Here is a 19,393-nt window from a genome sequence, read left to right on the forward strand (position 1 = left end):
TACGATTACCCAATTATAAGCTGGCTAGAATTTCTTTTAAGGCTCCGGCAGGATCAGTCGATTGTGTAATTGGACGTCCAATTACTAAATGGGTTGAACCATCAAGCACAGCCTGTTTTGGAGTCACGATACGTTTTTGGTCATCCGCACTTGAACCGGCAGGACGGATACCGGGAGTAACCAGTGCAAAATCTTGTCCTAGTTCCTTACGTAATAGTGGAGCTTCCTGGGCAGAACAGACGACACCATCCAGACCACTTTCCTGAGTAAGCTTTGCCAAGCGTTTAACCTGCTCAAAAGGCTCAACATCTAAACCAATATCACGCAAATCATCGCGTGTTTGTGAGGTTAGTACTGTTACTGCAATCAGTTGGGTAGGATACTGTCCTGCTCTTAATCGCTCTACACAGGTTTCCATCATTTTACGGCCACCTGAAGCATGGACATTTACCATCCAGACCCCAAGATCAGCGGCGGCACACACTGCTTGAGCTGTAGTATTCGGGATATCATGAAATTTTAAATCAAGAAAAACTTCAAAACCTTTATTTTGTAAGGTTTTAACAATTGATGGACCTTCATGAGTAAAAAGCTCTTTGCCTACCTTGACACGACATAGTGATGGATCAAGTTGATCTGCAACTTTCAGGGCGTCATATTGGCTTTTTGCATCTAAGGCAACAATAATACTCACAAGTTTAATTCCATCTTATAAAAATCGGCCAATTATAAAGTGATTCATGCCATGCTCAAAGCAGGAATATATTGATAATGCAAAAAAGCCTGGTTATCTTTTCTAAAACATATTTATCTCTGTTCAGAGATCAGAATAGCTCTCGTATCATGTTCTAAGGCCTCAAAAATATGAGCCTGATCGGCAGGATAACAAATGTAATCCCCTTCATTAAGCACAATCGGTTCTGAAACTAAGCCTACTTTAGCCTTACCTTTCATAATAATAATATGTTCTATACTTCCGATTGAATGTGGCTGACTGCAACGCGGTTCGTCTGGATGTGTAGTAAGGATATAAACGTCTCGTCTGGCACCTGTGGGACAGTTTGCCAGTAATATTGCCTGATAATGAGCAATTTCAGAACTGACGGATGGGCCTTCGCCAAAACGAATAACCTGTGTTTGTGCAGTATTAGCCTCCATTAATTTTGCAAATGGAATATCTAGAGCCACACATAGAGCCCATAATGTTTCCAAGCTTGGATTTCCTTGCGCAGCTTCCAGTTGAGATAAGGTTGATTTGGCAATACCTGCGCGGCGGGCTACCTCTGTCAATGACAATCCCGCTTTTTGTCTTTCTCTTTGTAGTCCTTTAGCCACCATCTCAATAGGTAATGTCATAATTCACCATAAAAAACAAATGTTCGTTTTGACGAACAATATAAAATTAAACTATTATATCGTACGATCGTTTGATATAGAAAACAAAAGATGTGCAATGAAGAGCGAAACAAATTAATTAAAACTATCACACTTATCTCGGTGGCAACCGGTATTGTAGGCATTTCTTTAGGGTCGATTGCAGCCAGTTTCCATATACATTTATGGATTCCTCTAGCTTTATCTATATTTGTATTGGCAGGCGCTGCAGAGTTTACCTTCATTGGTTTGATTGCATCAGGTGCCAATCCAATCTTTGCTGCATTGACCGGTATATTAATTAATTTAAGGCATTTCCCTTTTGGCCTATCAGTTGCTACTTATATTGAAAAAAATACTTATCAATTTTTTGCTTGCCATATTATGAATGATGAGAGTGTCATGTTCGGCCTCAGCCAAGAAAATACTCATTCAAAAAAGTGGGCCTACTGGATGTGTGGTTTAGGCATCAGCATGCTTTGGCCGCTTGGTGTATTTATCGGTTATCTGCTTAGCAAAAATATTCCAGATATCTATATTTTTGGTATTGATGCAGCATTCCCAGCCATTCTTTTTGCCTTAATCCTGCCAATGCTCAAGAATAAAACCACACGAAATCGAGTATTTCTGGGTACATCACTTTCCTTGGCCTCTATTCCCTTACTTCCAACAGGTCTTCCTGTTTTGGTGTCTATGTTTGGTTTAATAATAGGACGAAAAACAAAATGAAATATAGTGAAAGTTATATATTTATAGCGATTATAATTCTTGCATTAGGTACCTATCTGATTCGTTATTCTGGGTTCTATTTAGCCAGTCGCATTACATTTAAAGAATCTCATCAATAGCTCTTTGCAGACTCTGCTTGTGTGCTTCTGTTTAGCTTAGCGTTATTCAATACACTATTTACTGAAGATCATTTTAGTGGCATGAGTAAATTAGTCGGAGTTTTAGTTGCAGTCGTATTTGCATGGAAAAAGTATTCTTTTATCATAGTCATTATGATTGCAATGACCGTTACAGGTATGTTGAGGTATATAGGCTTTGCATAAACAAAAAAAGCTCTTTATTCCAATAAAGAGCTTTTAAGGTTCTTATAAAATCAGCTGGATTTTATAAGAGTTAAACTAGAAAAATTATAATGGTGTACGATTCTGGCTTTCCGAATTAATATCTAAAACTGTTTTTTCATGTCGGGCACTTGCTGCGGCTTCGGCAGCTGCTAGCTGAGCAGTATGAATCTGTTCTTTACGTAAATGCTCAATGTCTTGGCGAAGGCGTTTAATCTCCCAATTGCGTTGAAATACGCGGAATACTTGCACACCAAGTAGCAAACCTGCAATGATTCCCAAGCATAGGGTCAATAATAGCAAAAGTCCCAAACGCATAGCTGGAACTTGTGTAAATAACAAGTCAACTGAAAGTTCGGTTCCATTTTGCAGTACAAGTGCAAGTGCATAACCAAATACAATAATTAATAAGGCGACTAAGAGATAACGCATAAACACCCCACATGATTAAGTTTATTTATTGGCAGATTCGTTTACTGCGTCACGGAGTGCTTTACCCGGTTTAAAATGTGGTACGGCTTTCGCTGCAACTTCTACCGCTTTACCAGTTTTAGGATTACGGCCAACACGTGGTTCACGATGGTGCAATGCGAAACTACCGAATCCGCGTATTTCAATACGATTGTCTGTAGACAGCGCTTCAATCATCTGATCAATCATGATTTTTACGGCCTCTTCAACAAGAGGTTCAGCCAAATGCGGGTTTTTCAGGGCAATTCGCTCTATTAAATCGGATTTATTAAGTGCTTCAGTAGTCATCTATGACCTCTTAAGTTATCAAGCTACTCTAACTCTTGCAGATAATAACCTGTTTAAATACAAAACGGTAGCGCAGTATACTAATACTACGCTACCGTTTACAGTATTTGTATAAAAAGTACTAAGTAGTTACACTACTATGTCCTTTTTTACATATTACTTCATTTGAGCCTTGATCAAGTCACCAATCGTCTTAGGACCATTGTCTTGATTAGTTGAAGTCTGACGCAGGTTAGCTACAGCTTCTTTCTCTTCAGCTTCATCTTTCGCTTTGATAGACAGGTTGATAGAGCGAGATTTACGATCAACATTGATGATCTTCGCTTCAACTTCCTGACCAACTTCAAGGAATTTAGTTGCATCTTCAACGCGATCACGGTTGATTTCAGAAGCTTTCAGAGTAGCTTCAACTTCGTCAGCCAACTTCACAGTTGCGCCACGAGCATCAACAGCAGTTACAGTACCTTTAACCAAAGCACCACGTTCGTTAGCAGCAAGGAAATCATTGAACGGATCGCTGTTTAATTGCTTGATACCTAGGCTGATACGGTTGCCTTCAGCATCTACAGACAGGATAACGGCTTCAACAGTATCACCTTTCTTGTAACGACGGATTGCTTCTTCGCCCTGTTCGTTCCAAGAGATGTCAGACAGGTGAACCAGACCATCAATACCACCTGGCAAACCAATAAAGATACCAAAGTCAGTAATTGACTTGATTGTACCTGAAACCTTTTCACCTTTGTCGTGGTTCTTAGCAAACTCTTCCCATGGGTTAGCACGAGTTTGTTTAATACCCAGAGAGATACGACGACGTTCTTCGTCCACTTCAAGAACCATAACGTCAACTTCGTCACCGATCTGAACAACTTTAGATGGGTGGATGTTCTTGTTAGTATGGTCCATTTCTGAAACGTGTACCAAACCTTCAACGCCTTCAGCAATCTCAGCGAAACAGCCGTAGTCAGTCAGGTTAGTTACACGAGCTTTAACGATAGAACCTTTAGGATAACGGTTCATGATCGCCATCCATGGATCTTCACCAAGCTGTTTAAGGCCTAGAGATACACGGTTACGCTCACGGTCAAACTTAAGCACTTTAACAGTAACTTCTTGCCCTACTTCAACCACTTCTGATGGGTGCTTGATGCGTTTCCAAGCCATATCAGTGATGTGTAGAAGACCATCAATACCGCCCAGGTCAACGAATGCGCCGTAGTCAGTAAGATTTTTGATCGTACCAGTAACTGTTTGACCTTCTTCAAGCTGAGCAAGAAGAGCTTCACGGTCAGCTGAAGATTCAGCTTCCATTACTGCACGACGAGATACCACAACATTATTGCGTTTAGCATCAAGTTTGATTACTTTAAATTCTAACTCTTTGCCTTCAAGGTGAGTTGTATCACGGATCGGACGAGTGTCTACCAGAGAACCCGGCAGGAACGCACGAACTGGACCGATATCAACTGTGAAACCGCCTTTAACTTTACCAGAGATAACACCAGTAACGATTTCGCCGTCTTCAAAGATTTTTTCAAGTTTAGTCCAAGTTTCAGCACGTTTTGCTTTTTCACGTGATAAAACTGTTTGGCCCATACCGTTGTCAAGAGCTTCAACAACAACGTCTACAGTATCACCAACTTGAACTTCAAGTTCACGCTGGTCATTTAAAAATTCAGCACGGTCAACAACGCCTTCAGATTTAAGGCCAGTGTCAACAGTAATCCAGTCAGCATCGATGCTTACTACAACACCTTGGATGACTGCACCCTTTTCAACGTTAAGGTTTAATTCGCTTTCTTCAAAGAGGGCTGCAAAAGATTCGGTCATGATATACCTGATAAAGTCAACGGTCTTGGATCAGACAAGGCCGGTTTAGTTAAACATCCACATAGTCCATAAGAACTGATCAAGCTATGCTTCTGTTGATATTCTTTAATGCGCTAATCGGGCATCGACATAGTCGACCATCAACTTAAACACTTGATCTATGCTCAAATTTGAGCTATCAATAATATAAGCATCTGGTGCAGGCTTAAGAGGAGCAACTTCACGTTCCATATCTCTTTTGTCGCGCGCCTGTATATTAGCTAAAATGTCGCTTATTTTAACATCCAGCCCCATACCCTGCAACTGTTTTACGCGGCGCTCTGCACGCGACTCGGCAGATGCAGTCAGATAGATTTTCGCCTGCGCTTCAGGAAAGATAGTTGTAGCCATATCCCTACCATCTGCAACCAGGCCAGGCTGCTGTGCAAAATCACGCTGCCGTGTAAACAGGGCTGCGCGCAGTTCTGGCACAGCAGCTACTTTTGAGGCATATTCTCCAACCCGTTCAGTACGAATAGTCTGAGTAACATCTTCATCATCTAAATAGATTTTCGTGCCCTGATCAGTGCTTTTAAAGCGTATATTCAACTGTGCAGCAATATCTGCACAGACAGCCAGGTTGCTTTCCAATTCTTCAAACAGGTCACGTTTATGTAATGACAGCCCTAAAAGTCGATATAAGGCTCCCGAATCAAGTAAATGATAACCATAATATTCGGCGAGCTTCGCTGCTAATGTCCCCTTTCCTGAACCACTTGGACCATCGATAGTAATAATTTGAACTGTCATTAATTTTCCATCAAGAAACTGATTTTGCTAACTTTGAGAGACCTAGTGTAATCGCGCCTTTAAGCTGTGCAAGTATTAATTTACTGACAAACGGTGCCTTTGCCTGCAATTCAATCCGGTAGCGCACTAAAGTTTTATCTCCTGCCAGCTCTTCAAACTCAATTCGGCCTAAATGATGTCGGATTAAAGGATTTTTAATAATCTTATATTCAATACGCTTATTTTCTTCAAGCAGTGTAATTTCTTCTTGCAGAGGTTTGACTGGTCCATATCCCATACGGCGAACTGATCCGACCCCGTCCGGACGTTGCGGATCAGCTGAGTCTTTACTACGCACGACCTGTATAGGTGCGAATGCTGTATTATATGTTGAATGCTTGGAGAGCAATTCAAAGACTTGGGATACAGGCGCATTAAACTGTTTTTTTACTTCAATATAATCCATTTTCTTTCCTGTGTTTTTTATTGAAAATTGATAATTTGGAGAGTTCTGAAACCATGATGGTATCTATTTTATGGAGATTAGTTCAGGGTTTACTCTGCTGACGCTTCTGTTCACGTCGCATTCTAAAGAAATCACTTAGCTGTTGTGAACACTGTTCTTGTAAACAGCCTGATTCAAATTGAAATAGATGATTATAATAACCACTCTCTAATAAGCGGCGCGCACTGACGAGCGATCCGGCTTTAGGCTCAGTCGCTCCAAAAACCACTCTCTGCACCCGTGCGTGGATTAATGCTCCTACACACATTGTACAAGGCTCAAGAGTGACATATAAAGTAGTATCATCTGGCAGTCGATAATTTTGTGTCAATTGACAAGCCTCTCGAAGGGCCTGTATTTCTGCATGAGCTGTTGGGTCATGCTTGAAAATTGGCTGATTATGTCCTACACCAATAACCTGGTTATTACTTACAATTACCGCACCTACCGGAACTTCCCCTTTTGACGCTGCAAGTGCAGCCTGCTCATAGGCAAGCTGCATCCAGTAATGATCATCGAATTCATGTTGCTGCATATATCAGTCAATCACCTGATATTGTTTAAGTAGTCTGTTCCAGCTTTCATTTGTGGTTACTGGTGGTTGATCACCCAAGATACTGCGCAGACTTAAATCGGCACTTTGTTTCCACTCAGGTGACAAATCTTTATCCACCAGTCGTGCACGTACTCCTTCAACAAAATCAGGATGGCGGATTTTCCAGTTGGAAATTTGAAGTTCAAGCTCAAATACTTCGTTCCAAGAATGAACCTGACGCCCCCATTGCCATAACAGCCAAGTAAGTGCGGCTGTGGCAGGCGAGCCCTTTTGCAGATTTTCGCTTGCCTGACGCAACCAGTCACTACGAGCATCACTTAAACCAATAATAGCCTGATAGTCCTGTTCAAAATTTATACCCCGGCAGACACTATGAATTACATCAAGTGAATTCTGTAATGGGCCTGGGGCCACCGGTCGGTGCAGGCTGTTTAAGGTATCATCAATCGCACGGAAACTTCCCGCAGGATAATGATTCCAATCAATACTGATGACTTTTTGTAATACTACATCACGCTGTGCATCACAGATATGGGTTGCCCAACCGATGCCATAAGCGCCAGCAGAGGTCATAATTGAACCCGTCAGACCGGTAAATAAACCTATCGGACCCCGATCTGCCAAGAAACGGCTTGCACCGACATCAGGATATAAACCAATATTAATCTCAGGCATAGCTAACCGCGAATAGGGAGTGACCAGCCGGAACGGTGCTGCCATAAACAAGCCCAGCCCACCTCCCATAACATAACCTTCTCCCCAGACCAGAATTGGTTTGGCATAATTATGAATGAGTAAATCCAGTGCGTATTCCTGTTCAAAAAACCGGTTCGCTGTATCTACTTCATGATTAATGACTAATTGACGTAGTTTACGAACATCTCCACCTGCACAAAAGGCTTTTGGTGTTGTTGAATCTAACCAGATAGCCTTGACCTGATCATCATGCTGAAAATCTTCAAAAGCCTTCAGTAATGCAGAAACGATAGATTCATCCAGAGCATGCAAGGATTTCGGACGATTTAAACGTACTATACGCCAGCCATTATCGGCAGCTTCAACGACCAAGTCAGGATGATAAGAATTTAGTAAGGGAGAATTTGTCATGCGTCCAGCTGCCAGTCTATAGGCTCAATGCCATGTTGTGTTAAATAATTATTTGTTTTGGAGAATACTTTACAACCGAAGAAACCACCACGGTTGGCTGCCAAAGGAGAAGGGTGAGCAGCTTTCAAGACCAAATGTCTGTCTTGATTAATTCGCTGTCCTTTACGCTGTGCATATGCACCCCATAAAATAAAGACAACATGTTCCCGCTGTTCATTTACCACATCAATCACATAATCGGTAAAATCTTCCCAGCCCTGCTTTTGATGAGAAGTTGGCTGACCTGCCTCAACAGTCAATACGCTATTTAGCAGTAATACACCTTGCTTTGCCCATTTGGTCAGATCACCATGGTGAGGCTCAGGCACACCCAGATCAGTATGCAGTTCATGAAAAATATTACGTAATGATGGCGGTAAACCTACACCACGATGTACAGAAAAGCTCAACCCGTTGGCCTGATTAGGCCCATGATAAGGATCCTGCCCCAAAATTACGACCTTCACCTGGTCAAGTGGAGTCATATTTAATGCCTTAAATATTTCCGGGTTTGGGGGATAAATTGTTTTTTGAGCTTTCTTTTCTTCTCGCAAGAAGTTACGCAAGTGTTCTATCTTGGCACCCAGCAAAAAATCTGCCAAGGCATATTTCCAACTTTCGTCTAACTGAACCTTACTCAATTTTTCATCTTGCTGCTCAGTTAACTGCATGCCTTTTTCCTTAAAGTCTTATCCAAAATAAAATATCCGAAGTTTTAAAGCTTGACCTGCAGCTCAACTCCAGGATTTTCAAATTTCAAACCCTGTTTCAATCTTTCATACATGGTCGGATCGGCCCATTCTTGCTGAACCTGTTCAGAAAATTCGATCTGTTCAAGCTGTAATAAACCCATTTGCCTATTTTCTATATCTTCCTGAAAACTCTGTGCATAACCTGTATCTGTTTCATGCACAATTACCGAGTAAACCTCAACATCACCTTCCCCGTTCTGGGTAACGGTTGAATTTAGAACCTGCTGGGCTAGAAAGAAGAAAATGCGCGAAAACTGTTCAGCAGAGGGTGAAACAGGCAGAGCTATCCAGCGCGCACTAAATTTTTTGCACGCTGCAATATATTCCTGGTCATCATTTTGCCAAAAACAGATGGCATGGTCAAAACTGTCGAAAAGATCTTTAATCACCCCTTTCAACAGGCCGAAGTCGTAGACCATCTGTCCATGATCCAACCGGTTAGCCTTGAGTAACAACTCAACCTTGTAGCTATGGCCATGAATTGAACGCTTACAGCGATCCGAAGTGCAATTTCGCACGATATGAGCGTTTTCAAACTTAAATAACTTACGAATTAACATGCGCCGAATAGGTAATTGACTGCAAATATTTTTAATTATAAAGCAAAAGTAAAGTAGTTCGCAGCTATTTTTATAACTGCTCACAATTCATGCAGTCTAAAATGGGGCAAGACTTCGAAAATATACATAGATCTGGTTTTCATCGCGTTTAAAGTATGTTGTGAACTGCCGTTTACGTTCTGAGAGCCGTACTTCAATTTCAGCTTTAAAAAAATCTGACTTTATATCCAGCAATGGATTTACTTGTGCTTTGTTGGTAGCACTTATCTGATCGAATGGCTCAAGTCCCCACAAATCGCCTGTGGCATTAAAGTATTCCATATTACTTTGCTTACGCTGCAAAGCATCTGTGACAGCATTCAGATCAAGCTTCTCATCCATACTGGCAAGAACCAAAGCAGGTGCTGTATTGATATTAATTTTGGTCTCTGCTGGTAATGCACTTACATAAGGCGCTATCAATTGGTATTTTTTTCCTTCGAACCCTCTTACCTGCTTCAGCTCTTCAATACTAAAAAACCGGGTATTGGGAGTAAGATGAGGTTGATTCAAACCTTGATAATAACTGCTTTCCGCGCCCATAGCACCTATAGTCAGATCGTCAGGGTCCTGCCAGTCAATCACTGCCTGGCTTAGTTCGGCAGGCAGACCAACACGGACCAGCAAGCGCTCAAACCAGGCCTGAGCATCCGGATTAACCGTACCATCTACCTTAACCAAATTATTTAAATTAAACTTTCCGCTTTCATCTTTTAAACGACCTGAAATATAACCGTCTTCTACGGGAAAGGCGGGCATAGGCTGTGCCCAAATTTCCTGTAAATGATCAATATCTCCAGCATTTTCTTTGTCTTGTTGCAGGATTTCAGAGAAAAATGCTTCAGCACTTTTTGCATAGAGTAAAGATTGGTCCTGTCGCATCAGGTAAGCGGTGTTATCTGCTGTCTGACTTTGCCGCTTGGCAATAGTGGCAGCCAGAATGGTTGCCAAGGCAACCATCATCAGAATAGTAATAAGTGCTATACCCTGTTGCTGCCGCATAGTAATCCCCAGTTTTTTACTTTTAAGATGGATTTATTGTTTTTTCTTTTAAATCATCTGTATTTAAAAGGCTGTAAATCCATTCGTATTCAGTTCCATTTATGGTCAGATTGATTTTAAAACCGCGCGGTAGAATTTTAAGCTGTTCTGATTGGGAAGCAGGATCTAATACGCCTTCAGGCCATCTGTTCAGTTCAGCCGGATTTAAGACGCTAATCCGGTATTGCTCGACCTGATCAAGAAGCACACTTGACTGGGGCTGAATAGCAGTTGAAGTATTCAGGTTTTGATATTTTAACCGGTACAGTTTCTGATCTGCACTACTGTATTGATATTCGATCCGCTCATAAGGCCCCAGCCCTTGGCCCAAAGGATCAGTTACACCAGCTTTACTAAAAATAAAATGCTGATCGTTTAATTCAAGTGCAGGACGCAACTCTCCTCCATTATTTGCAGTTAATGGAATCAGTTGCAGGCTGTCACGTAAGATTTGCTGATAAGCTTCCTGTAACCGGGCAAGATTTTGCTCATGTATACTATTTCGTTCTTTTACTTTGATCAGATAATCAAAAACCTTCCAACCCAGCGCAGAGAGTGCTGCAAAAATCGCAATTGCGACCAACAGCTCCACAAGAGTAAAACCCCATTTATATTTCATGAAGTATTTTCTTTGAGTGGATGATTAAAAAACACCAAGGTCGCAATTCCATTTTCAACCTTACCCTGCTCTGTATTAAACAGACTAATTTGTACTTCAATACGCTGTACATTTGGACTGATGGTGGAAGCTGCCTGTTTGTCAATTTGCCAGGTTTCACCTTGAGATGTTACCTGTTTAGACTCTGTTCCCTGTAACCACGCCTGATTCATTTCCATGAGAGCAATTTCATTCATACCTACAAATTGCGCTTTTGTCCTTAAAATTGCATTTGAGGTGGCTTGTGTATATTGCATGGCTACTTTTGTCAGGGCAACTGCTGCTGTCGCAAAAATTGCTAGCGCAACCATAACTTCAAGTAATGTAAAGCCTTTAGGTTTCACTAATTTTACCTAAATAATCAATTTCGATTTCATGACCTACCGGCCTTTGCTCCAGATAGAACTGGATGCGTACAGGTCGCACTTCTCCATTTCCCAGCCAGATCAGTTTAGGTGCCCGGCTTCCTAATAACTCTTCATTACTGGCATTTTGAAAATCATGATCGAGAGGCTGAATACTAAAGCTGACATTTGGGGGCAAATGTCGAGAAGGAAACTCACTATATTTCTGCCATTTTTCTGGTGCAGGAGCTAAAAACCCAGTAGTAGTTTTCATATCAGCCGTAGCTTGATATTCGAGCAAGTTATAAACAAAAGTATTTACATCAGTAGCTGAGCGCGTTTCAAGTGCGAGTATACGTGCCTGGTCATTGGCTTCGCGGTTGATTTTCTGCAGGTCCAGTAAAAAAACTTCCCTAGCCTGCATTGCTTTACGCTGATCAATACCATTCAAATTCATTACAACAAGAGATGCCATAATACCAATGATCACAATGACCACCATCAGTTCGATTAAGGTAAAACCATAATGAGCAGATGAAGATGAACGGATCATTAGATTATTCCATATCAGGCATATTGTTCATTAACCTGCTTGGGCAGTGCCAAAGCCTGATCAATATAGGCCACTCTTAAAGTATCACGCGACCCCAGATAACGCTGATAAAAACTTGAATTTAAAATTGCTGCCGCGCCATGTGTTAGTGACCAGATCGAAGCGAGATAGTCACGCACTGTCATGATACTGCCGATGGATTCCAAATAGTTTTCGGTCATGCGTATAATAATACGCATTCGCTGTTTACGGACCTGATAAAGCTCACTAAAAAGATGGTGGATTCCCTGTCCGGTAATCGAAAGCCGCTCTTCAATCTGATGAAAAAGTACGGTACGTTCCGGATGATGCAGATGATGCAACATGAAAAAAGCCAAGTGTTCAGGAAAAGATTTTTCGGTATCCTGAATCATTTCCAGCAACATCCGCTCATTGCGAATAATGAGCAGAATATACAGCTCATCCTTACTTTGAAAATGCTTGTATAGAGTACCCTTGGCTAAATCGAGTTCTGCCGCCAGTGCATCAAGTGTCATGCCTGACTCACCATTTTCTAACAGGAGTTGCTCTGCCACTTGAAATATTAATGCTTCTCTTGCCCGAAACTGGGCCTGACGATCCATCTTCACCCGATTACTCTCTTTTTGCTTTTCAATGCGTATTTACTTTGAATTAAGGAGGTTTTCAAAATTTTGTGTTGTTATGAAAGCAATCTCCTCAAGCGGTTTATCATATACATCACTTAAGGCTTTGGCTACATATGGAACATATTTTGGTTCATTAGATTTACCTCGATAAGGTACTGGTGCCAGATACGGGCTATCCGTTTCAATCAAAATACGGTCAAGGGGGACCTGTTTGGCAACATCTCGCAAGTCCTGAGCATTTTTAAAGGATACAATACCCGAGAAAGAAATATAGTAACCACAATCCAGGACTGCCTTGGCAGTTTCCCAATCTTCTGTAAAACAGTGCAGAATTCCATGTTCAGAACCTTCGGCACGAATAATATCAACCGTATCCTGCTTGGCCGAGCGAGTATGTACAACTACTGGCTTTTTTACTATTTTTGAAGCCTGAATATGACGGGCGAAACATTCTTTTTGTTCAGCAATAAAATCCGTACTGTGAAAATAGTCGAGACCGGTTTCACCAAGCGCCCACGCTTTTTCTGCCTGTGCTAGCTCAACCAGATATTCAGTCGTAGCACGCGCCATGACTGTGGCATCTTCACAAGGATGCACACCTACACTATAGCCCAACTCAGGATGACGGATGGCAATTCGCGAAAGCTCAATGTGGTCATCCAGATTTACCGAGATACTCATCATTTTTGATACCCCTACATCTTTTGCCGCCTGAATGGCCAGATCAATATCACCATCATAAGGCGACAGGTCCAGCAGGGTTAAATGACAATGAGTATCTACAAACACAATTTTTTCCTATAACAACCAGTGAGCTTAAAAATCGACAGTTTTAGACGGTATAACCCGGACGATCTGAAGTCAGGCTACCGGCAAGCAGCTTTTCAGCTTCACTTCTATAATAAATTCCTTTCTCGCCACTTAGCTGAATTCCGAAACCTTGAGGTCGAATTCCATTCTGTTTGCGGGAAATCCAGATGACTTTGCCAGTCAAGGGTACTTTCTGAGCTTGTCCAGGCAAAGTAGCTAGCACAAAAACCTCTTCACCCATTTTTACTGGCTGTTGTGATGGAATAAACAGACCACCACCCTGAACAAAACCCATATAACTGGCCTGCAAGGTTGCCCGGTCAGGTATATTCACCTGAATAATACCACCCATACGTGGTTGCATCGACTTTCCCCTTAAGTCTTAAACATTCATCAGCCTGATGAACAGTTGATCCAGAACCAAGTTAACCTGTACATTCTGCTCAGTAAGCTGCTTGGATTTTTGCAAATCTGAATAGATTTCGAATAAAACATCAAGCGAATAATGTTCAGCAACTGGCTTCAGGTTAAGATCAACATTCTTCAGGTTTTGATTTAGCTTGACACAAATCAGATCACACAACAAGTATTCAAACATAGTGATAAATTCAGGAAATGTCAGCTCTTTATGCCATTTTGATGCAAAGAATACCGGCATATTTTTTTGAGCTACCAGTTTTTCCCAATCTTTAAGAAATTCCTGGCGCTTCGGCAACCATGCAGAATCAGCCAACTCTAATGCCTTTAAAGGCATATCACTGGATAGATTCATTAAAAGCTGCAAATTTTGCTGGTTCAGGTCAGACAAGTTGGGACGGATATACTGTTCTGCCTGTTCAGTACTGATTCGATCCAGTGCATAGTGCTGCAGTCGACTGCGAATAGTTGCCGGTAACTTTAAATAATGATCAGCCAGTAAAATAATGACAATGCGCTCCCCCGGTTCTTCCAAAGTTTTAAGCAATGCATTTGCCGCAGCAATATTGAGTGCTTCAGCTGGCTCAATCATTATAACGCGCCAGCCCTCACCGGTTTGCTGTACGAAAGGCTGTAAATCACGTATTTTTTCAATGCGAATTTTAGCATTCTGTTTTTTATTTTCTTCATCGGTCGAAATATGTACATAGTTGGGATGTGTATCTGATTTTAACCACTGGCAACTACTACATTCCCCACACGGTCCTTGAGCTTGTTTATTCTGGCAAAGTATCCAGGCGAGAAAATGCCGGCTAAAAGTTTCTTTACCACAGCCAGATTTGCCGTAAAACAGTAGCCCATGACCGATGTCAGGAAAACGCTGCGTCAGTGTTTCCCATACTGGCTGCTGCCAGGGATAAACCCGGGATTGCTCAAGAACATTTTCCATATTATTTGTTCCAGCATTTATTCAAAATAGGAAATATCCAATGCATTTAGCCGGTCAAGATCAGCTTGAGTATCTACACCCGGTGGCAAGTTAGCCATAGCAACAGCAATTGCAATACGATGGCCATTTTCCAGTACACGCAGCTGCTCTAGACTTTCCAGTTTTTCAAGCAGTCCCATATCCCAACCTACATAAGCCTGCAGCAGGCTCACACGATACGCATAAAGCCCCAGATGACGAAAAGCCTGCGTATGTAACTGCGGTATAGTCTGCCGGGCAGCATCACGATCATAAGGAATAGTGGCTCGACTAAAATACAAAGCCTCTCCATGAAGGCTTTTTACCACTTTAACTATACTGTCACGCTGAAACTCATCAAGCTCATGAATCGGCTCACATAAAGTCGACATTGAACATTGGGGCTGATCTATTAATAGCTGTGCAACCTGTTGTACCAGTTGAGCTGGCAATAAAGGTTCATCACCCTGAATATTAACAATAATATCATCACTTCCCCAACCCTTAATCCGTGCAACTTCACTCAAGCGGTCCGTACCTGATGGATGATCTGCACGGGTTAACACCACATCCACATTTTCGTCCCGACACACCTCTGCAATACGCTCATCATCAGTTGCCACACACAAATCATCGAACCCCTGAACTTTACGGGCCTGATCTACCACACGTAAAATCATTGGACGTCCATGAATTTCCAGAAGCGGTTTACCTGGCAGACGTGAACTTGCATAACGTGCAGGGATGACGATGTGTTTCATAAAAAGACCTTAAGAAATCTGTATATCATATTGACCAAGCTGTTGTTCCAGCAGTGCATAACAAGCAGAAGATAATATCGCATCGACCGGCACGACCCAAATCTGCCTTTTAAATTCTGGAACACTCTTTAGAAGTTGGCGGATTTTTACTGCATCTTTTTCAGTAGTAATCAGCGGTTTCAAGTCACCAAATTCCAGATCTTTAAGCTGGTAATCATGATGATCTGCGTAGGCATGATGATAAATCCGATTAATGCCCAGTGAAGCGAGCGTCTGATAAAAGCGCTCAGGAAAACCGATACCTACAACTGCATGAAATTCCAGAGTGGCATCAAATCTCTGCTCTTTTCCTGCATCAGGATTAAGCAAATAAGGCTGCCCAGGCTCAAGATGCATATTAAATACAGACTGAGGATGCTGAGCATGTTCAATTACAGTAGCTTTCTGCAGACGACTCTTCGGTTCGCGTAAGTAGCCTTCTGGCAGGAGTTTTTCATTGCCCAGGCCACGGTTATTATCCAGTACAATCCACTCAATTTGCCGGCCCAATGCCCAATGCTGCAGCCCGTCATCACTAATGATCAGATCAAGCGAATGATGTTGCAATAACAGTTCAATATTAGCTTGCCGGTTGCTGCCTACTGCCATTGGTATACCGGTCGACTGTACAATCAGGCAAGGTTCATCACCAACCTGCTCAGGTGTGGAGTGAACAGAAACCTGTGCTGGAAATGGTCCTTTGCCTCCATATCCGCGGCTGATCACCCCCACTCGCACCTGCTTACTCTGCAAATATTTAACCAGATGAATCAGCAGTGGTGTCTTTCCACTACCGCCCACGGTAATATTGCCAATAACCATAACCGGCACAGGTGAGTGATAGACTTTCTTTAAACCTGCCTGATAGAACCAGCGGTTTATCAAAAATCCTCCACGATACAAGCATGCCAATGGTCTTAAAATAATCAGCCAAGCAGCCTGCTTATTCCACGCATCTTGAATCAACCGGGCCATTGACATGGATCAGTTTTCCTCAAAATTACGCTGATGCAACTGATAATACGCGCCATGCTTTTGCATCAGTTCCTGATGGTTACCCTGCTCGACAATACGGCCTTTATCCATAACCACAATCCGGTCTGCATTCTCAATAGTAGATAAACGGTGTGCAATAACAATAGTGGTCCGTTCCTGCATAGCCTTATCAAAGGCTTTTTGAATGAAATGCTCAGACTCATTGTCGAGTGCACTGGTAGCCTCATCCAGAATCAGAATTGGGGCATTTTTCAAAATAGCACGGGCAATTGCAATACGTTGACGCTGACCACCTGAAAGATTAAGTCCCTGTGCACCTAGAATGGTGTCATAACCTTGCGGCAAACTCATAATAAAATCATGGGCATAGGCTGCTTTTGCAGCTGCAATGATCTCAGCCTCACTTGCCCCTTGTAGCTGACCGTAAGCGATGTTGTCTCGCACGCTACGATTAAATAGTACGACCTGCTGGTTTACCATTGCGATTTGAGAACGCAAGGCTGTCAGTTCGATTTTTTGAATATCGAAGCCATCTAGTAAAATTTTTCCGGAACTGATTTCCTGAAAACGTACCAGCAAATTCACCAGAGAACTTTTACCTGCACCAGAACGTCCAACCAATGCTACTGTCTCACCAGCTTTTACATTAAGACTAAAATCATAAATAGCCTGTGAGCCATCACTATAAGTCAGGTTTACCTGATTAAATTCAATATTGCCTTTTAGTACAGGTTTTAAATCACCTGTATTTTTTTCTTCAGGCATATCCAGTAATTCAAATACTGAATAGGCAGCAGCCATCCCCCGCTGCAACTTTTCATTAATATCTGTTAGAGACTTGATCGGCTTAGCCAGTAATCCGGCAGCTGTAATATAAGCGACAAACTCGCCTGCTGAAGTATTACCCAGAACCTGTGGGCGCAAAGCAATCCAGATGATAATACTCATTGCAATTGCCATGATCAGCTGAACAATTGGGCTATTCATCTGCTGTACAATGACCATTTTCAGGCCACGTTTCAGGTTTTCATTAGAATGATGATAAAAACGCTCCTGCTCAAAGGTCTCTCCACCAAACCCTTTTACGACTGCATTGCCATTTACACTTTCCTGTACAACATGGTTAATATCACCCATAGTATTTTGCACCTGCACGGAAAGCTTGCGCATCCGTTTAGCCGCTTTGCGGATCAATAGTCCAATCAGCGGTGCGAAAATCAAGATACAGATAGTTAAACGCCAGTTGGTATATAATAGATAACCAATTAGGCCTAATGTAATAAAACCGTACTGAACCAGTGTTTTTAAAGATTCAGAAGAAGCAGCTGTAAGTTGCTCCACGTTATACATGATTTTGGCAGTAATCTGGCCACTGTTATTGTCCAGATAATACTGGGCAGGTAAACGCAATAGTTTGGCAAACACCTCTTGCCGGATCTGAAAAATCAGACTACGTGAGATGACGGCTGTATAGTAGCCGCCAATAAATAGCCCCAATCCACGGAAAAAAATCAAGATAATAACCAGAAATGGAAACCAGTTTAAATTCTGCTGGTTTTGGTGCTGAATGGCATTAATGATATATTCAAGCAGCTTGGCAACTGATACCTCTGTAGAAGCATTAATACCAAAACCGACGAGTACAAGTAAAGCTGCCCCCCAGTAAGGCTTTAAATAAGACAGGAGACGCGCATAAACTTTAAAATCTTGCTTCACTAATAACCTCGGGTAGGGAGCTTGGTACTAATATTGACATTTACAAAGCCCAGCTGTCCGGCCGTATCCATCACACGGATTACATCCTGATGGGTGGCCTTGGCATCAGCCGCAATAATAAACATCAAATCACGCCGGTCTTCAGCAACCTGCTTGATTGCTGCGCTTAAATCAGCCACTTCTTTACTGGACAAAGCTTGTCCATTGACTGCGTAATGGCCGGAAGAGTCTACCATAACCTCGATTTTTTGATCGTATTGTTTTGGTGGAACACCCTGTGCATCTGGCAGGGTCAGGTTAAGACGGCTTTGCTGATTAAATGTCGTAGACAAAAGCAGAAATACCAGAATAAATAGTAGGCAGTCGATCATGGGAGTCAGGTTAATCTGGATATCTTCCACTTGAGAGCGCTTGAATTTCATGACATTTGACCTGTTTAGCCGACTTTTCGCAGCTCTGAACCAGCCGTACTACTATAGAACAATGCTGCATGAAATAATGTTGACTGCTGCTCAAGCTCAGCCACATATTCCTGTACCAGTCTTTGAAAGAAACGATAAGCAAATAATGCAGGAATAGCAATCAGCATACCCGCAGCAGTGGTAATCAGGGCTTTAGAAATACCCGGTATCATAAGACCCGGGTTACTGGTCGTACCTAGGTCAATCACCAGAAAAGATTCAATAATACCCAGCACCGTACCCAGCAGCCCAAGTAATGGGGCTACTGCGCTCAAGGTACCCAAAAAATTAATATTCTTTTCCAAATACCCAATTTCCTGAGAGGCTTTCGCTTCCATCTGGGCACGTGCAAACTGCTCACTTTCTTGCCGACTCGCATAGCCTGCCAGCAGAATCTGCCCCAAAGTGCTAGCCTGCAGGTTTGGGGCATGGCTTAACCTGTCGATTACTGGAGCAATATCTTGGGGATGACGTAAAATCAGCTCTACAGGAATCACTTGAGAGCGCTTTAAACGGATAAAGCGCTCCAATGTAATAGCTATGGTAAAAATAGAACATACGACGAGCGGCAGCATTAGCCAGCCGCCAGCTTTAACAAGTTCCCACATGCTGTATACCCCAAAT

At 42.2% G+C, this 19,393-nt stretch carries 25 protein-coding genes and 1 pseudogene; 2 read left to right on the forward strand and 24 right to left on the reverse strand.

What is annotated here, in order from left to right; genetic code table 11:
* Positions 1–13 precede the first annotated feature (13 nt).
* Entirely contained in the window at positions 14–694 is a 681-nt protein-coding gene (gene pyrF / locus B3X18_RS00375) for an orotidine-5'-phosphate decarboxylase (RefSeq protein ID WP_005025601.1), read from the reverse strand.
* A 113-nt stretch (positions 695–807) separates the two neighbouring features.
* A complete protein-coding gene (locus B3X18_RS00380) occupies positions 808–1,356 on the reverse strand; it encodes a helix-turn-helix domain-containing protein (RefSeq protein WP_034670047.1) in 549 nt (182 codons plus the stop codon).
* 90 nt (positions 1,357–1,446) lie between these two features.
* Between B3X18_RS00380 and B3X18_RS00385 the strand changes: the two genes are divergently transcribed.
* Both B3X18_RS00385 and B3X18_RS00390 read left to right on the forward strand, forming a co-directional pair.
* Positions 1,447–2,103, forward strand: coding sequence for an AzlC family ABC transporter permease (locus B3X18_RS00385; RefSeq protein ID WP_034670048.1), 657 nt, complete (start codon positions 1,447–1,449; stop codon positions 2,101–2,103).
* Positions 2,100–2,426: pseudogene (locus B3X18_RS00390) on the forward strand (AzlD domain-containing protein). The gene B3X18_RS00385 and the pseudogene B3X18_RS00390 overlap by 4 nt, the downstream one beginning before the upstream one ends.
* Positions 2,427–2,510: 84 nt before the next feature.
* Here B3X18_RS00390 and B3X18_RS00395 read toward each other — a convergent pair.
* The 22 genes from B3X18_RS00395 to B3X18_RS00500 form a co-directional block, all read right to left on the reverse strand.
* A complete protein-coding gene (locus B3X18_RS00395; protein WP_034670049.1) occupies positions 2,511–2,876 on the reverse strand; it encodes a lipopolysaccharide assembly protein LapA domain-containing protein in 366 nt (121 codons plus the stop codon).
* A gap of 21 nt (positions 2,877–2,897) precedes the next feature.
* Positions 2,898–3,203 carry an integration host factor subunit beta gene (locus B3X18_RS00400; protein WP_005014686.1) on the reverse strand — a complete coding sequence of 102 codons (306 nt, stop codon included), beginning with the start codon at positions 3,201–3,203 and terminating at the stop codon, positions 2,898–2,900.
* Between the two features lie 156 nt (positions 3,204–3,359).
* Positions 3,360–5,033 carry a 30S ribosomal protein S1 gene (gene rpsA, locus B3X18_RS00405; RefSeq protein WP_005014687.1) on the reverse strand — a complete coding sequence of 558 codons (1,674 nt, stop codon included), beginning with the start codon at positions 5,031–5,033 and terminating at the stop codon, positions 3,360–3,362.
* Positions 5,034–5,138: 105 nt separating this feature from the next.
* Positions 5,139–5,822 carry a (d)CMP kinase gene (gene cmk, locus B3X18_RS00410; protein ID WP_005014688.1) on the reverse strand — a complete coding sequence of 228 codons (684 nt, stop codon included), beginning with the start codon at positions 5,820–5,822 and terminating at the stop codon, positions 5,139–5,141.
* Positions 5,823–5,832: 10 nt separating this feature from the next.
* On the reverse strand, positions 5,833–6,267 hold the full coding sequence (locus B3X18_RS00415) for an SRPBCC family protein (RefSeq protein WP_005014689.1): 435 nt from the start codon (positions 6,265–6,267) through the stop codon (positions 5,833–5,835).
* Positions 6,268–6,349: 82 nt separating this feature from the next.
* Entirely contained in the window at positions 6,350–6,841 is a 492-nt protein-coding gene (gene tadA / locus B3X18_RS00420) for a tRNA adenosine(34) deaminase TadA (protein ID WP_005014690.1), read from the reverse strand.
* 3 nt (positions 6,842–6,844) lie between these two features.
* Positions 6,845–7,969: an enoyl-CoA hydratase/isomerase family protein gene (locus B3X18_RS00425; protein ID WP_005014691.1), complete on the reverse strand. Its 1,125-nt coding sequence runs from the start codon at positions 7,967–7,969 to the stop codon at positions 6,845–6,847.
* Positions 7,966–8,679: a uracil-DNA glycosylase gene (gene ung / locus B3X18_RS00430; RefSeq protein ID WP_005025584.1), complete on the reverse strand. Its 714-nt coding sequence runs from the start codon at positions 8,677–8,679 to the stop codon at positions 7,966–7,968. The genes B3X18_RS00425 and ung overlap by 4 nt, the downstream gene beginning before the upstream one ends.
* Positions 8,680–8,723: 44 nt before the next feature.
* The gene (locus B3X18_RS00435; RefSeq protein ID WP_005025581.1) at positions 8,724–9,320 is read right to left on the reverse strand and encodes a 6-pyruvoyl trahydropterin synthase family protein; all 597 of its coding nucleotides are present in this window, start codon (positions 9,318–9,320) and stop codon (positions 8,724–8,726) included.
* 96 nt (positions 9,321–9,416) lie between these two features.
* Positions 9,417–10,361, reverse strand: coding sequence for a type II secretion system minor pseudopilin GspK (gspK, locus tag B3X18_RS00440; protein ID WP_005025579.1), 945 nt, complete (start codon positions 10,359–10,361; stop codon positions 9,417–9,419).
* A gap of 22 nt (positions 10,362–10,383) precedes the next feature.
* The gene (gene gspJ / locus B3X18_RS00445) at positions 10,384–11,019 is read right to left on the reverse strand and encodes a type II secretion system minor pseudopilin GspJ (protein ID WP_005025578.1); all 636 of its coding nucleotides are present in this window, start codon (positions 11,017–11,019) and stop codon (positions 10,384–10,386) included.
* Entirely contained in the window at positions 11,016–11,402 is a 387-nt protein-coding gene (gene gspI / locus B3X18_RS00450) for a type II secretion system minor pseudopilin GspI (RefSeq protein WP_005025576.1), read from the reverse strand. Before gspI ends, gspJ begins: the two co-directional genes overlap by 4 nt.
* Entirely contained in the window at positions 11,392–11,955 is a 564-nt protein-coding gene (locus B3X18_RS00455; RefSeq protein ID WP_005025574.1) for a prepilin-type N-terminal cleavage/methylation domain-containing protein, read from the reverse strand. The genes gspI and B3X18_RS00455 overlap by 11 nt, the downstream gene beginning before the upstream one ends.
* 14 nt (positions 11,956–11,969) lie before the next feature.
* On the reverse strand, positions 11,970–12,578 hold the full coding sequence (locus tag B3X18_RS00460) for a TetR/AcrR family transcriptional regulator (protein ID WP_005025573.1): 609 nt from the start codon (positions 12,576–12,578) through the stop codon (positions 11,970–11,972).
* A gap of 39 nt (positions 12,579–12,617) precedes the next feature.
* Positions 12,618–13,391 carry a TatD family hydrolase gene (locus B3X18_RS00465; protein WP_005025571.1) on the reverse strand — a complete coding sequence of 258 codons (774 nt, stop codon included), beginning with the start codon at positions 13,389–13,391 and terminating at the stop codon, positions 12,618–12,620.
* A 43-nt stretch (positions 13,392–13,434) separates the two neighbouring features.
* Positions 13,435–13,776 carry a PilZ domain-containing protein gene (locus B3X18_RS00470; RefSeq protein ID WP_005014707.1) on the reverse strand — a complete coding sequence of 114 codons (342 nt, stop codon included), beginning with the start codon at positions 13,774–13,776 and terminating at the stop codon, positions 13,435–13,437.
* Between the two features lie 18 nt (positions 13,777–13,794).
* A complete protein-coding gene (locus B3X18_RS00475) occupies positions 13,795–14,778 on the reverse strand; it encodes a DNA polymerase III subunit delta' C-terminal domain-containing protein (protein WP_005405477.1) in 984 nt (327 codons plus the stop codon).
* Positions 14,779–14,795: 17 nt separating this feature from the next.
* Positions 14,796–15,557: a 3-deoxy-manno-octulosonate cytidylyltransferase gene (kdsB, locus tag B3X18_RS00480; protein ID WP_005025565.1), complete on the reverse strand. Its 762-nt coding sequence runs from the start codon at positions 15,555–15,557 to the stop codon at positions 14,796–14,798.
* A 9-nt stretch (positions 15,558–15,566) separates the two neighbouring features.
* Entirely contained in the window at positions 15,567–16,577 is a 1,011-nt protein-coding gene (lpxK, locus tag B3X18_RS00485) for a tetraacyldisaccharide 4'-kinase (protein WP_005025563.1), read from the reverse strand.
* Positions 16,578–16,580: 3 nt separating this feature from the next.
* Positions 16,581–18,308 carry a lipid A export permease/ATP-binding protein MsbA gene (gene msbA / locus B3X18_RS00490; RefSeq protein ID WP_005014715.1) on the reverse strand — a complete coding sequence of 576 codons (1,728 nt, stop codon included), beginning with the start codon at positions 18,306–18,308 and terminating at the stop codon, positions 16,581–16,583.
* On the reverse strand, positions 18,308–18,730 hold the full coding sequence (locus B3X18_RS00495; protein ID WP_005014717.1) for an ExbD/TolR family protein: 423 nt from the start codon (positions 18,728–18,730) through the stop codon (positions 18,308–18,310). Before B3X18_RS00495 ends, msbA begins: the two co-directional genes overlap by 1 nt.
* Positions 18,731–18,744: 14 nt before the next feature.
* Complete coding sequence (locus tag B3X18_RS00500) at positions 18,745–19,377, reverse strand: MotA/TolQ/ExbB proton channel family protein (RefSeq protein WP_005025558.1); 633 nt, start codon at positions 19,375–19,377, stop codon at positions 18,745–18,747.
* Positions 19,378–19,393 lie beyond the last annotated feature (16 nt).

The organism is Acinetobacter sp. UBA6571, from assembly GCF_002434085.1.
Classification (GTDB): Bacteria; Pseudomonadota; Gammaproteobacteria; order Pseudomonadales; family Moraxellaceae; genus Acinetobacter; species Acinetobacter radioresistens.

Bases quoted from the DNA above. Each gene is read 5' to 3' on its own strand.
- B3X18_RS00380 (WP_034670047.1), bottom strand. From the start codon at position 1,356: ATGACATTACCTATTGAGATGGTGGCTAAAGGACTACAAAGAGAAAGA.
- B3X18_RS00385 (WP_034670048.1), top strand. From the start codon at position 1,447: ATGTGCAATGAAGAGCGAAACAAATTAATTAAAACTATCACACTTATC.
- B3X18_RS00395 (WP_034670049.1), bottom strand. From the start codon at position 2,876: ATGCGTTATCTCTTAGTCGCCTTATTAATTATTGTATTTGGTTATGCA.
- B3X18_RS00400 (WP_005014686.1), bottom strand. From the start codon at position 3,203: ATGACTACTGAAGCACTTAATAAATCCGATTTAATAGAGCGAATTGCC.
- rpsA (WP_005014687.1), bottom strand. From the start codon at position 5,033: ATGACCGAATCTTTTGCAGCCCTCTTTGAAGAAAGCGAATTAAACCTT.
- cmk (WP_005014688.1), bottom strand. From the start codon at position 5,822: ATGACAGTTCAAATTATTACTATCGATGGTCCAAGTGGTTCAGGAAAG.
- B3X18_RS00415 (WP_005014689.1), bottom strand. From the start codon at position 6,267: ATGGATTATATTGAAGTAAAAAAACAGTTTAATGCGCCTGTATCCCAA.
- tadA (WP_005014690.1), bottom strand. From the start codon at position 6,841: ATGCAGCAACATGAATTCGATGATCATTACTGGATGCAGCTTGCCTAT.
- B3X18_RS00425 (WP_005014691.1), bottom strand. From the start codon at position 7,969: ATGACAAATTCTCCCTTACTAAATTCTTATCATCCTGACTTGGTCGTT.
- ung (WP_005025584.1), bottom strand. From the start codon at position 8,679: ATGCAGTTAACTGAGCAGCAAGATGAAAAATTGAGTAAGGTTCAGTTA.
- B3X18_RS00435 (WP_005025581.1), bottom strand. From the start codon at position 9,320: ATGTTAATTCGTAAGTTATTTAAGTTTGAAAACGCTCATATCGTGCGA.
- gspK (WP_005025579.1), bottom strand. From the start codon at position 10,361: ATGCGGCAGCAACAGGGTATAGCACTTATTACTATTCTGATGATGGTT.
- gspJ (WP_005025578.1), bottom strand. From the start codon at position 11,019: ATGAAATATAAATGGGGTTTTACTCTTGTGGAGCTGTTGGTCGCAATT.
- B3X18_RS00455 (WP_005025574.1), bottom strand. From the start codon at position 11,955: ATGATCCGTTCATCTTCATCTGCTCATTATGGTTTTACCTTAATCGAA.
- B3X18_RS00460 (WP_005025573.1), bottom strand. From the start codon at position 12,578: ATGGATCGTCAGGCCCAGTTTCGGGCAAGAGAAGCATTAATATTTCAA.
- B3X18_RS00470 (WP_005014707.1), bottom strand. From the start codon at position 13,776: ATGCAACCACGTATGGGTGGTATTATTCAGGTGAATATACCTGACCGG.
- B3X18_RS00475 (WP_005405477.1), bottom strand. From the start codon at position 14,778: ATGGAAAATGTTCTTGAGCAATCCCGGGTTTATCCCTGGCAGCAGCCA.
- kdsB (WP_005025565.1), bottom strand. From the start codon at position 15,557: ATGAAACACATCGTCATCCCTGCACGTTATGCAAGTTCACGTCTGCCA.
- lpxK (WP_005025563.1), bottom strand. From the start codon at position 16,577: ATGTCAATGGCCCGGTTGATTCAAGATGCGTGGAATAAGCAGGCTGCT.
- B3X18_RS00495 (WP_005014717.1), bottom strand. From the start codon at position 18,730: ATGAAATTCAAGCGCTCTCAAGTGGAAGATATCCAGATTAACCTGACT.
- B3X18_RS00500 (WP_005025558.1), bottom strand. From the start codon at position 19,377: ATGTGGGAACTTGTTAAAGCTGGCGGCTGGCTAATGCTGCCGCTCGTC.